This is a genomic window from Streptococcus sp. A69, assembly GCF_058556195.1.
In genome coordinates, this window is the sequence record NZ_JBZUJU010000005.1 from 16,703 (window position 1) to 30,106 (window position 13,404).

The following is a 13,404-nucleotide window of genomic DNA, read 5'->3' on the forward strand; positions in this document are numbered from 1 at the left end:
CTTAGACGTCCTCCATATCAAATGCGTGTAGTTTCTTGAATGCGATCATAGAGATAGAGATGACAATGATAGAGATGATCAAGGTAACAGCTGCCGCCATAGAGTATTGAGGAGATGTACCTGTTGTCAAACGATAAATCCATGAGATCAAGATATCAGTTGAACCGGCTCCACCACCAACGCTACCAGGACCTCCGCCGTTGAAGAGGTACATGATAGAGAAGTTGTTAAAGTTGAAGGTGTATTGGCTGATCAATGTTGGTGCTGCAACAGCCAAAATCATAGGGAAAGTGATGTTGCGGAATTTTTGCCAAGCATTGGCACCATCGATGTAAGCCGCTTCGTAGAGGTCGTTAGGAATCGACTGCAAGATACCCAAAGTCAAAACGTAGATGTATGGGAATCCTAGCCAACCTTGCATCATAATCAAGGCAATCTTCGTCCAAGTTGGGTCTGTTTTCCAAGGGATAAGAGCACCGTCAAGGAAAGGAAGAACCTTAGCCAAGATAGGCAATACTTGAGTGTTGATCGCTCCGACACTATCGTTAAACATGTTTGAGAATGTCAAGATAGTGATGAAGGCTGGAACAGCCCAAGGAAGAAGGAAAATAACACCAAAGATACGTTTTCCTTTGATAAATGGTTGGTTGGCAATGATAGCAGTGAAGATACCAATCACAATCTGCAAAGTAGAAGCAGACAAGGCCCAGATGATGGTCCAAGAAAGAACCGCACCGAAGGCTGAACGGAAGGTACTTAAGCTCCAGATGTTTGTAAAGTTAGTCAAACCAACCCAGTCCAACAATTTGTTTGGTGGCAAGTGTTGGAAGTCATAGTTGGTAAAGGCAATCATCAAGGTTACGATAACTGGGAAGATAATCGCAAATGTCATAGCGACGTAAGATGGGATGATCAAGAGGTAAGGGAAACCATTCTCATAAATACCTTTGATCATATCTTTAAAAGTACGTGGGACAGGAATTCCATTGTTAATACGTTTTGCGATTGTATGTGCATCTTTAATATTTGAGAAATAAAAGAGCACATAAACGACTACAAAGATTAAATGGAAGGCACCACGAATCAGCATAAAGAGGGAATTATCACGACCTGGCTTGTCACCAAGAGTGATCAAATTGTGCAATTCAGGGGCTGCAAGTGCTAGGAAATAAAGAACAAATACGATAGTTACACCAAGGAAGATAAAACCTTTGGCCTTTTGTTTATTGTAAATCTGTCCTAACCCAGGAATCACTGAAAGCAAGGCTGCTTTGCTAGGTTGTTGGTTTTCCATGAATACTCCTTTCATAGGATACGAGATTGAAGTTTGTCTCCAATCACTAGATAGGCAACTGCAATCATTCGTAAATTTATAAAATCAAAGGGGGATCTGTATTCTCCCCCCTTGTAACGAATTCAATTATTCACCAAATTTTTGTTTGATTGTTTCTTTGATTAATGTTACAGCATCGTTAGCAGCTGTCTTCGCATCTTTTTTACCACTTACAGCGTCAAAGAGCATTGTTTTAGCTGGATCCCAAACAGCTGACATTTGAGAAATGTTTGGCATTGGTTGAGCGTTCTTGAACTGTTTGATAACAGCTGTTGTCAACTCATCGTTTTTACCTTCAGCGTATGAACGAGCTTCAGTGTTAGCTGGGATTTCGTTAGTTGCATCGTAGAATGCTTTTTGTTGTTCAGTTGAAACAAGGAAGTCTACAAATTTTTGTGCAGCTTCAAGGTTCTTAGTGCTTGATGGGATGATCCAAGCTTTACCACCACCGAATGGTGTGTATTCTTTACCATTTGGAAGAGTTGGAATAGTAGCAACACCGTAGTTTACTTTAGCATCTTTGAATGCTTGAGCTTTCCAAGGTCCATCGATGATAGCAGCTGTTTTACCTTCTTGGAATTGAGTTTGGATCAAGTTTGCAGCACCTTCAGTATCTTGCATACCTTTAGGCCATTTTTCATACCAAGATTTAGCGTAGTTGACACCAGTGATAGAACCGTCGTTTGCAAGACCGATGTCTTTAGCGTCTTTACCGTTTTGTCCGAATACGTAACCACCGTTACCAGCAAGAAGTCCGTATGCGTAGTAGAAGTTTGTCCAGTCAGCTAGGAATGCAGTAGTTTTGCCATCTTCACCAGCGAAAGCGTATTTGCTGTCTTTAGCAAGTTCTTCTAATTCAGCAAAAGTTTTTGGAGCTTCTTTGATCAAGTCTTTGTTGTAGTACATAACAAGTGACTCAATAACGGCAGGAGCACCGTAAACTTTACCGTCAGCAGCTGTTACAAGAGATTTAGTCTTATCATCTGTTTTAGCGCCGTCGCTCAAAGTAACTTCTGAAAGTTGTCCGTCAGTACCAAGGCTACCTACGCGGTCGTATGGTGCCATCATAACGTCAGCAGCTTGACCTGATTGGTTGTCAAGAGAAAGTTTGTCAAGTCCACCAAGTTGGTCACCTGATTTGATGTTAACTTTTATACCTGATTCTTTTTCATAAGCTGCAGCAACTTTTTCAGCGTAGGCTTTGTATTGGTCTTCAACGTAGAAAGTGATTTCTTTTGCTTCAGATGAGCTAGTATCAGCTGCTTTATCAGCAGTTTTGCTTCCGCAAGCTACCAAAAGTAAGCTAGCAAGAGTAGCAGTTCCGAGCACAGCAGCGCTCTTCATGAATTTAGATGACATAGTGTATTCCTCCTAAAGAATAACAAAAATAATTTAATGAGAAAACGCAAACGTTTTCTTTTACGAACTTAGTATAGCACAAATAGAAAACGGTTGCAAGCGTTTTTAGGAAATTTTTTAAAAAAATTTTAAGGTTTCAAACATTTGTTAAAGCCCATATATAGGAAAGAACTTAAAATGTTTGTTTTTTTTGAATTGAAAATATATTAGGAAAACGATTGCGTAAATTCGGCTCGGTTTTTCAGAAAATAGAGCAGATATTGGGAATGAATTATCTTAAATCAGAAAATCTTTAAAATTTTTTTGCTTATTTCATAGAATATCAGTGGCAACAAGTTTTGTTTGATTAAAATAATTCAAAAAAATTTTTTAAAAACGCTTGCATTTGTTTTTGAAATGCGTTATACTTAAATTAACGCAAACGTTTGCGCCTTAATTGCGCAACGTTTTATAACAAACACATGAGGTGCTATTATGAAAAAACGTCAAAGTGGTGTGTTGATGCACATCTCTTCTCTGCCAGGAGCATACGGGATTGGATCATTTGGGCAGACTGCCTATGATTTCGTTGATTTCTTGGTTCGTACCAAGCAACGTTACTGGCAAATTCTCCCTCTTGGGACAACAAGTTATGGAGATTCTCCATACCAATCATTCTCAGCCTTTGCTGGGAATACGCATTTTATCGACCTTGATATCTTGGTAGAGCAAGGCTTGTTGGAAGCTAGCGATCTCGAAGGTGTTGACTTTGGTAGCGATGCATCTGAAGTTGATTATGCGAAGATTTATTATGCACGTCGTCCACTTTTAGAAAAAGCAGTGAAACGCTTCTTGGAAGTGGGTGATGTCAAAGATTTTGAGAAGTTTGCTCAAGACAACCAATCATGGCTCGAACTCTTCGCAGAATATATGGCTATCAAAGAGCATTTTGACAATCTTGCTTGGACAGAATGGCCAGATGCAGATGCTCGTGCTCGTAAAGCTTCAGCACTTGAAAGCTACCGTGAGAAATTGGCAGACAAGTTGGTCTACCATCGTGTAACTCAATACTTCTTCTTCCAACAATGGTTGAAATTGAAAGCATACGCTAACGACAACCACATTGAAATTGTTGGGGACATGCCTATCTACGTTGCGGAAGATTCAAGCGACATGTGGGCAAATCCACATCTCTTTAAGACAGATGTCACTGGTAAAGCAACTTGCATCGCAGGATGTCCACCAGATGAGTTTTCTGCTACTGGTCAGCTTTGGGGGAACCCAATCTATGACTGGGAAGCCATGGACAAAGACGGTTACAAATGGTGGATTGAACGCTTGCGCGAAAGCTTCAAGATCTACGATATCGTTCGTATCGACCACTTCCGTGGCTTTGAATCTTACTGGGAAATCCCTGCTGGTTCCGATACAGCGGCCCCTGGTAAATGGGTGAAAGGCCCAGGCTATAAGCTTTTTGCAGCCGTTAAGGAAGAGCTTGGTGAGCTAAACATCATCGCGGAAGACCTTGGTTTCATGACAAATGAAGTGATTGAGTTACGTGAACGTACTGGCTTTCCAGGAATGAAGATTCTTCAATTCGCCTTCAACCCAGAAGACGAAAGTATCGATAGTCCACACTTGGCACCTGCCAACTCTGTTATGTACACAGGAACACACGATAACAATACGGTTCTTGGTTGGTACCGTAATGAAATCGACGATCCAACTCGTGAATACATGGCTCGTTACACGAACCGTAAAGAGTACGAAACAGTGCCACACGCAATGCTTCGCACAGTCTTTTCATCCGTTAGCTTCATGGCTATTGCAACCATGCAAGACTTGCTAGAACTAGATGAGTCAGCTCGCATGAACTACCCATCTACTCTTGGCGGAAACTGGTCTTGGCGTATGACTGAAGATCAATTGACTCCTGCTGTCGAGCAAGAATTGCTTGATTTTACAACCATCTATCGCCGTGAAAATAAAGACTTGAAGCCAAAAGAAGTTCAAAAAGCAGAATCCTAATCATACTGAAAGCGTGCTTACACAAGTAGGCTTTCCTCTATTTACAATTATTGTTGAAACAAAAGGAGACTCTCAACATGGAATCATTACAAAAATATGTGATTGATCATCATCAAAAAACAATTGCTGAATGTTCAAACGAAGAATTATACATTGCCTTGCTCAACTACACCAAGCAAGCTAGTGCGCAAAAGAAATTAAATACTGGTAAGAAAAAAGTTTACTATATCTCAGCTGAATTCTTGATCGGTAAACTCTTGTCTAACAACTTGATTAACCTTGGTCTTTATGACGACGTTAAGAAAGAACTTGCTGATGCAGGTAAAGAGTTGATCGAAATCGAAGAAGTCGAATTGGAACCATCTCTAGGGAATGGTGGTTTGGGACGTTTGGCAGCCTGCTTTATTGACTCAATCGCTACACTTGGTCTGAACGGTGACGGTGTTGGTTTGAACTACCACTTTGGTCTTTTCCAACAAGTTCTTAAAAACAACCAACAAGAAACGGTTCCTAACGCTTGGTTGACTGACCAAAACTGGTTGGTTCGCTCAAGTCGTAGCTACCAAGTGCCATTTGCGCACTTTACATTGACATCTACTCTTTACGATATCGATGTGCCTGGTTACAAAACAGCAACTAAAAACCGTTTGCGTTTGTTTGACTTGGATTCAGTTGATTCTTCAATCATCCAAGATGGTATCAACTTTGACAAGACAGACATCGCTCGTAACTTGACTCTTTTCCTTTACCCAGATGATAGTGATCGTCAAGGTGAATTGCTCCGTATCTTCCAACAATACTTCATGGTTTCAAACGGTGCGCAATTGATCATCGACGAAGCAATTGAAAAAGGAAGCAACTTGCATGACCTTGCTGACTACGCAGTTGTCCAAATCAACGATACTCACCCATCAATGGTGATCCCTGAGTTGATCCGTCTTTTGACTGCTCGTGGTATCGAACTTGACGAAGCCATCTCAATCGTTCGCAGCATGACAGCCTACACTAACCACACCATCCTTGCTGAAGCCCTTGAAAAATGGCCACTTGAATTCTTGCAAGAAGTGGTTCCACACTTGGTACCAATCATTGAAGAATTGGACCGTCGTGTGAAGGCAGAATACAAAGATCCAGCTGTCCAAATCATCGACGAGAGCGGACGTGTTCACATGGCTCACATGGATATCCACTACGGATACAGTGTTAACGGGGTAGCAGCACTCCACACTGAAATCCTGAAGAACTCTGAGTTGAAAGCCTTCTATGATATTTATCCAGAAAAATTCAACAATAAAACAAACGGTATCACTTTCCGTCGTTGGCTCATGCATGCTAACCCACGCTTGTCTCACTATCTAGACTATATTATTGGACGTGGTTGGCACCATCAAGCAGAAGAGCTACAAAATCTAATGTTTTATGAAGACAAAGCTGCTGTCAAAGAAAAATTGGAAGATATCAAAGCTCACAACAAACGTAAATTGGCTCGTCATTTGAAAGAGCACCAAGGTGTTGAAATCAATACAAACTCTATCTTTGATATCCAAATCAAACGTCTTCACGAGTACAAACGCCAACAAATGAACGCTTTGTATGTCATCCACAAATACCTTGATATCAAGGCTGGCAACATCCCTGCTCGCCCAATCACAGTCTTCTTTGGTGGTAAAGCAGCTCCTGCCTACACAATTGCCCAAGACATCATTCACTTGATCCTTTGCTTGTCAGAAGTGATTGCAAATGATCCAGAAGTAGCTCCACACTTGCAAGTCGTCATGGTTGAAAACTACAACGTTACTGCAGCAAGCTTCCTTATCCCAGCATGTGACATCTCAGAACAAATCTCACTTGCTTCTAAAGAAGCTTCAGGTACTGGTAACATGAAATTCATGTTGAACGGAGCTTTGACTCTTGGTACTATGGACGGCGCTAACGTGGAAATCGCTGAATTGGTTGGAGACGAAAACATCTACATCTTCGGTGAAGATTCAGAAACTGTTATCGACCTTTACGCAAAAGCAGCTTACAAATCAAGCGAATTCTACGCTCGTAAAGCTATCAAACCTTTGGTTGACTTCATCGTGAGCGATGCTGTTCTTGCAGTAGGTAAGAAAGAACGCTTGGAACGTCTTTACAAGGAATTGATCAACAAAGACTGGTTCATGACTCTCCTTGACTTGGAAGACTACATCAAGGTGAAAGAGCAAATGCTTGCTGACTACGAAAACCGTGACGCATGGTTGGACAAAGTTATCGTCAACATTGCTAAAGCAGGATTCTTCTCATCTGACCGTACCATCGCTCAGTACAACGAAGATATCTGGCACTTGAACTAAGAAAATAATACTAATACATTTTGTAAAAAAGCGAGTTTCAATTGAAATTCGCTTTTTTGAATAATGTGGATTTGAGTCAATCCGGTCTAAAAAGAGATAAATCTTAGATACGTTGAAGTTTTAGAAATTCTACTTTTCACTGTATTTCAGTATCATGCTTCTTCGTAGTTGATGACCTCATATTTCTTGTATTCGCTTACACAAAGTATTATAATATGATTGCAGGAAAGAAGGTGTTCTTATGTGGCAAAAATATTTTTCAAGATATAAATGGACTGATTTATTTTGGATACTATTTGTGATTTTGTCATCCCTCTTGACGGGGAATCGTACTCTTTTTCCACTTACCCATCAAGAAATCTCTTATCATGGGTGCTATTTGGGGATTACACTTGCCTCATTTCACTTATTATATTCATTGATAAATTTGTCATTTCGAATCGAAAATAAATGGAGAGGTCAAAATTTTTTCCACTTTTCGGATAGACAGTTGAAAAATCGCGATTTAAACCCGCACCTCCTCTTGAGGTGCGGGTTTTGTCTTATTGAAAGATTTATTTACACTGCTTTCCCAACCAGAATCTCTGCTTCGATGGTAATCTCTGTCAGTTGGCTCCAGTCAATCTTGGTCTGGTCGACGTGAAAGAGAAGGGGCGTCATGCTGAGCAGGGCTTGGCGTTGCTCAGCTGTGATGGGTTTGGTCAGGGAGGCTGTTTGGCTAGATTGGATGCTGAAGTGTTCCTGGAAATGTTCCTTGATATCTAGGTTAGAATAGTCCTTTTTTGTCAGCTGGTCTTGTACTATTTGTCGGATTTCCTTGAGGTGATTTTCGGTTGGGATGACCTTGATTAAGATACCGTTTTTTGATAATACTCTTTGAAATTCTCCGTAGTTGGCAGGGGAAAAGATATCAAACAGGATATCCATACTGGCGTCTTTTATAGGAAGTCGAGCCAGGTCACCGACAAACCAATTGACCGCCCAGTTGGATTCGCTCTTGGCAGCGATTTGAACAGAATCTTTTGAAATATCAAAGGCGTAAAAGGTTTTGTCAGAGTGACTTTCTTGGAGTTTACGAGAGTAAAACCCTTCGCCACAACCGATATCTAAAATTGTTTGGCTAGTTTTAGAATTTGTAAGCAGGTCTGAGATGGTTTCTAAAATAGCCTGATAAAAATCAGCTTCTAGGATTTGTTGGCGGTTTTGGAAATTTTCCTTGTCGTAGTTGGTGGATTGCTTGATTTGCGGTGCTAGATTGACATAGCCGAATTTTGCCAGATCAAAAGAATGGCGGTTGCTACACTTGAGGCTAGTCTCTACCAAGGTGAGGTTTTTTTGGCAGATGGGGCAGGCAAAGGCACTAGCAGTAGCAAAGCGTTGGAGTTTGGGTTTGAGGTTTGTATTCATAGTTTTAGTCTAGCAAAAAAAGGACTGGATGGCAAATGCCTCCAGTCTTCTTTTTTAGTATGTAAGAACGAAGTATTTTTTCTTTCCGCGGCGGATAACAGTCAGTTCGTTCTCTAACTTATCTGTGTCACTTAAGACATAGTCAAGGTCTTGGATACGGTCGCCGTTGACATAGATAGCTCCGTTTTGAACATCTTCACGGGCTTGGCGTTTTGAGTTAACCACGCCAGATGATACGAGGAGTTCCACGATATTGTGGTTTTCGTCAGCTTGGACTTGGTAATTTGGTACCCCGCGGAGTCCTTGTTTGAGTTCTTTGACAGAAAGGTTTTTGATGTTTCCTGCAAAGAGTTGCTCTGTGATATTGAGGGCTTCCTTGTAAGCTTCTTCACCGTGAACAAGTGTCACGACTTCACGAGCCAAGACTTTTTGAGCCAAGCGTTCGTGTGGCGCAGCTTCAAACTGTTTGCGGATCTCTTCAATCTCATCAAGTGACAAGAAGGTAAAGATCTTCAAGAAGCGAACAGCGTCAGCGTCCATGACGTTCATCCAGAATTGGTACATTTCGTATGGAGAAGTCTTTTCAGGGTTGAGCCAAACAGCGTTTCCTTCTGATTTACCAAATTTCTTACCAGTTGCATCTGTAATGAGTGGCACTGTGATAACGTGACCAGTCTTGTCAGCCTTGCGACGAAGCAATTCGGTACCAGCAGTCATATTTCCCCACTGGTCAGAACCACCGATTTGTAGGGTTACGTTGTGCTCTTGGTTAAGGACGTAGAAGTCATATCCTTGCATGATTTGGTAAGCGAACTCAGTGTAAGAAATCCCTGTCTCGATCCGTTTTTTCACAGACTCCTTACTCATCATGGAGTTGACAGTGAAGTATTTTCCGACATCACGGAGGAAGTCGATGAAGCTGATGCTGCCAAACCAGTCGTAGTTGTTGACCATGACAGCTTTATTTTCCCCATTTTCAAAGTCAAGAAAACGAGAAAGTTGTCCTTGGATAGACTTGACCCAGCCCTCTACTGTGTCTTTTGTTTGGAGACTACGCTCAGCATCTTTGAAGGACGGATCTCCGATGAGACCTGTAGCACCGCCAACGAGCGCATAAGGTTTGTGACCTGCTAGTTGCAAACGACGACTTGTCAAGATTGCGACAAGGTGACCGAGGTGAAGGCTGTCAGCAGTTGGATCGTAGCCAGTATAATAAGAAACTTGACCTTCTTCTAGGGCTTTACGCAAAGCTTCTTCATCAGTCGTTTGAAAAATCAAACCACGCTCTTTTAGCTCATCAAAAATGTGCATGTGTCTTTTCTCCTTTATAAAATATTGTTTCTACCTATTGTATCACAAACTTGATTAATAGCCTAGTGGAATAGGGAAGAAAGTGGCTATTTTATTGAAAGTTTTCCTTTTATGGTATAATAGAGAAAGCGAGGACATTCATGAAAAAAAGAATTGATGAATTAAAAACAAAAATGCTGCATTTTTTCCAGCAACTAATGCAACGAATTGCAAAATGGAAGAAAAGACTAGCAGAAAAACTAGCTGATAAGAAAACCGGTAAAAAGGGGACCTCTTCTGATAAAGTTAGAAAGGCAGGGCCTATTTTCGCTAAGATTTTGAGTGGGTTTAAAATAGTCTTTAACACTCTCTTTATCCTAGGTTTTATCGGTGGACTGTTTGGTGCTGGGGCGGCTATGGGTTATGGAGTTGCCCTATTTGACAAGGCCCAAGTTCCTCAAGCAGAAGAGTTGGTCAAGCAAGTGAAGGATATTGCCTCTATCTCAGAAATCACTTATTCTGACGGCAGTGCCATTGCCTCGATCGAGGGCGATTTGTTGCGCACTTCAGTCGCTTCAGGTGCTATTTCGGATAATCTTAAAAAGGCTATCATTGCGACAGAAGACGAGAATTTCAACGAGCACAAGGGAGTCGTGCCTAAGGCCGTTATTCGTGCGACCTTGGGAACTTTTGTTGGTCTGGGGTCATCCAGTGGTGGTTCGACCTTGACTCAGCAGGTTATCAAGCAACAAGTGGTGGGAGATGCTCCCACTCTAGCTCGTAAGGCTAAAGAAATCATTGATGCTCTAGCTTTAGAGCGAGCTATGGGTAAGGATGAGATTTTAACAACCTACCTTAACATTGCTCCTTTTGGTCGCAATCATAAAGGACAAAATATTGCAGGTGCCCAACAGGCTGCAGAAGGGATCTTTGGGGTTAAGGCTTCGGATTTAACGGTCCCTCAAGCAGCCTTTATCGCAGGATTGCCACAGAGCCCAATTAGTTACTCTCCTTATGAATCTGACGGTAGTATGAAGAGCGAGGAGGATTTGGCTCTGGGGGTCAAACGGGCTAGAGATGTTCTCTATAATATGTACCGGACAGGGGCTCTAAGTCAGGAAGATTACGACAAGTACAAGGATTATGATTTTAAGAAAGACTTCTTACCATCTGGTAGTGTCAGTGGTACTTCGCGTGACTATCTCTACTTCGCAACCTTGGCAGAAGCTACTGATCGGATGTATGACTATCTGATTCAGAGAGATAATGTTTCTGTAAAAGAGCAAAAGAATGAATCCATCCAGAAAGCTTATCGTGATTTAGCGACTAAGGAAATTGAAAATGGTGGATATAAGATTACGACGACTATTAATAAAAATGTTCATGCTGCGATGCAAAATGCGGTGGCAACCTACGGCTATCTGCTAGATGATTCGACAGGCCAGCCTGAGGTGGGGAATGTCCTCATGGACAACCAAACGGGAGCTATTCTTGGATTTGTCGGTGGTCGCAATTATCAAAAAAATCAGAATAACCATGCTATCGACACAAAACGTTCTCCTGCTTCGACTACTAAGCCGATATTGGCTTACAGTATTGCCATTGACCAAGGTCTGATGGGAAGTGCAAGTATCTTATCAAACTATCCAACCAACTTTTCAAACGGCAATCCTATCATGTATGTCAATAGTCCTGGTACAGGGATGATGACGTTAGGGGAGGCCCTCAACTACTCATGGAATATCCCAGCCTACTGGACTTATCGTACACTCCGAGAGAAGGGTGTTGATGTTAAAGGCTATATGGAAAAAATGGGTTACGAAATCCCAGAATATGGTATTGAGAGTTTACCGATGGGCGGAGGAATTGACGTTACAGTTGCTCAGCATACCAACGGATATCAGACTCTGGCCAACAACGGAGTTTACCATAAGAAATATATGATTGCGAAGATCGAGTCAACAGATGGTCGAGTGGTTTATGAACATAAAGATAAACCTGTCCAAGTTTACTCAAAAGCGACAGCGACCATCATGCAAAGTTTACTTCGCGATGTTATTTCATCTCGGATTACCTCAAGTTTCCAGACAGACTTGGCTACCATCAATCCCAGTCTTGCTAGCGCCGACTGGATTGGAAAAACTGGTACAACCAATGAAGATGAAAATATGTGGCTTATGCTTTCTACACCTCGCTTGACCTTGGGTGGCTGGCTAGGTCACGATGACAACCGCCCACTAGCCAAAGGAGCAGGCCACTACCGCAATGCCAACTATATGGCCCACTTGGTTAATGCCATTCAACAAGCAAAACCTGGCATTTGGGGGAATGAGCGCTTTAATCTTGACTCAAGTGTGACCAAGTCACAAGTTCTCAAGTCGACAGGGGAGAAACCGGGCAAGGTTTCAATCAATGGCAAAGAAGTCAACGTTTCCGGTTCTACCGTAACAAGTTACTGGGCTACTAAAGAAGGGGCGCCAGTAACCACCTATCGCTTTGCTATTGGAGGAAGCGATGCAGATTATCAGAATGCTTGGAAGAATATTCTAGGAAGTATTCCTGCAGTAACTCCTCCAAGCTCAAGTAGCAGTTCGGGAACAACAAGTTCGAGTGGAAATACTCAGAGTGGCTCTTCAGGTCGTTCCCGTCTATTTAATCGATAATAAAAAAAGTAGCAAGAGGCAATTTTTCTTCTCTTAGCTACTTTTTTCTTTTTCTATTTCGTGTTACAATAAGGGAATGAATAAGTATCAAAAGAAGATTTTGAAGGGAACCTTTTATTCACTGTTCTCGGGTCTTATCTGGGGGATTTGCGGGATTTTAGGAGAGTATTTTTTCACTCATTACCCAGTATCGTCAGGTTGGATTACCTCTATGCGGTTGCTTGTGGCGGGGAGTTTGGTTTTAGGGTTATCTGCCTTTCAGTTGCGTAGCCGTTTGTTGGATATCTGGAAAGATAAGAAAAATTATCTACCTTTTTTAGCCTATGCTATTCTAGGTATTTTTTCTGTGCAGTTTTTCTTTTATCTCTGCGTTGAGTATTCCAATGCGACGACGGCGACCATTTTGCAATTTATCAGCCCTATTTTTATCCTGTTTTACAATCGAATCATTTACCAGAAGAAGGCTTCGATTACAGCTGTTTTCTATGTTTTGATTGCCATGCTAGGTGTTTTTTTGATGGCTACAAAAGGGGATTTGTCCCAGCTGTCCATGACACCTTTGGCTCTAGTAACAGGTTTGCTCAGTGCAGTAGGGGTCATGTTTAATGTTATCCTGCCTCAGCGTTTTGCACGGCGTTACGGATTTGTTCCGACTGTTGGTTGGGGGATGATTCTGGCAGGGCTCTTTAGTAATTTTCTTTACCCTATTTATCGGATAAGTTTTCAAGTGGATCTGGTAAGTGTGCTAATTTGTCTGACGATTGCCGTATTTGGAACAGCTTTTGCCTTCTTCCTGTCTATGAAGGCCGTCTCTCTCGTTTCTCCTCTCGTTGTCTCTGTAGTGAGCGCTAGCGAGCCTCTCTCTTCGGCCCTATTGAGCGTTCTCTTTCTCGGTCTGGTCCTAGATGGATTTCTAGTTTTGGCCATGATTTTGATCATCGTCCCTATGGTCTTCTTGTCTATCGAAGAAGCCAAAGAAGGGAAGTAAAGACGATTATTTTGATAGTTT

Annotated in this window: 8 protein-coding genes and 1 pseudogene; 5 read left to right on the plus strand and 4 right to left on the minus strand. The window is 41.8% G+C overall.

Going from position 1 to position 13,404, the window contains the following annotated elements; all coding sequences use genetic code 11:
• Position 1 precedes the first annotated feature (1 nt).
• Together AC4ME5_RS08670 and AC4ME5_RS08675 are read right to left on the minus strand one after the other, a co-directional pair.
• Positions 2-1,294: a carbohydrate ABC transporter permease gene (locus tag AC4ME5_RS08670; RefSeq protein WP_000431414.1), complete on the minus strand. Its 1,293-nt coding sequence runs from the start codon at positions 1,292-1,294 to the stop codon at positions 2-4.
• 126 nt (positions 1,295-1,420) lie between these two features.
• On the minus strand, positions 1,421-2,692 hold the full coding sequence (locus AC4ME5_RS08675) for an extracellular solute-binding protein (RefSeq protein ID WP_491800520.1): 1,272 nt from the start codon (positions 2,690-2,692) through the stop codon (positions 1,421-1,423).
• A gap of 474 nt (positions 2,693-3,166) precedes the next feature.
• Here AC4ME5_RS08675 and malQ point away from each other — a divergent pair, with 474 nt between their 5' ends.
• The 3 genes and pseudogenes from malQ to AC4ME5_RS08690 all read left to right on the plus strand — a co-directional run bounded on the left by malQ (position 3,167) and on the right by AC4ME5_RS08690 (position 7,485).
• Positions 3,167-4,699 (plus strand): 4-alpha-glucanotransferase, encoded by a 1,533-nt coding sequence (malQ, locus tag AC4ME5_RS08680; protein WP_491800521.1) that lies wholly within the window; start codon positions 3,167-3,169, stop codon positions 4,697-4,699.
• 77 nt (positions 4,700-4,776) lie between these two features.
• Complete coding sequence (gene glgP, locus AC4ME5_RS08685; protein WP_491800522.1) at positions 4,777-7,035, plus strand: glycogen/starch/alpha-glucan family phosphorylase; 2,259 nt, start codon at positions 4,777-4,779, stop codon at positions 7,033-7,035.
• Positions 7,036-7,276: 241 nt separating this feature from the next.
• Positions 7,277-7,485 (plus strand): annotated as a pseudogene (locus AC4ME5_RS08690) (hypothetical protein).
• 108 nt (positions 7,486-7,593) lie between these two features.
• Here the strand turns inward: AC4ME5_RS08690 and AC4ME5_RS08695 are convergent.
• Both AC4ME5_RS08695 and tyrS read right to left on the minus strand, forming a co-directional pair.
• Positions 7,594-8,442, minus strand: coding sequence for a putative RNA methyltransferase (locus tag AC4ME5_RS08695; RefSeq protein WP_491800523.1), 849 nt, complete (start codon positions 8,440-8,442; stop codon positions 7,594-7,596).
• Between the two features lie 54 nt (positions 8,443-8,496).
• Positions 8,497-9,753, minus strand: coding sequence for a tyrosine--tRNA ligase (gene tyrS, locus AC4ME5_RS08700; RefSeq protein WP_414344940.1), 1,257 nt, complete (start codon positions 9,751-9,753; stop codon positions 8,497-8,499).
• A gap of 140 nt (positions 9,754-9,893) precedes the next feature.
• Between tyrS and pbp1b the strand changes: the two genes are divergently transcribed.
• Together pbp1b and AC4ME5_RS08710 are read left to right on the plus strand one after the other, a co-directional pair.
• The gene (gene pbp1b, locus AC4ME5_RS08705) at positions 9,894-12,395 is read left to right on the plus strand and encodes a penicillin-binding protein PBP1B (protein ID WP_491800524.1); all 2,502 of its coding nucleotides are present in this window, start codon (positions 9,894-9,896) and stop codon (positions 12,393-12,395) included.
• Between the two features lie 76 nt (positions 12,396-12,471).
• Positions 12,472-13,383, plus strand: coding sequence for a DMT family transporter (locus tag AC4ME5_RS08710; RefSeq protein WP_096422871.1), 912 nt, complete (start codon positions 12,472-12,474; stop codon positions 13,381-13,383).
• The last annotated feature ends 21 nt before the right edge of the window (positions 13,384-13,404 follow it).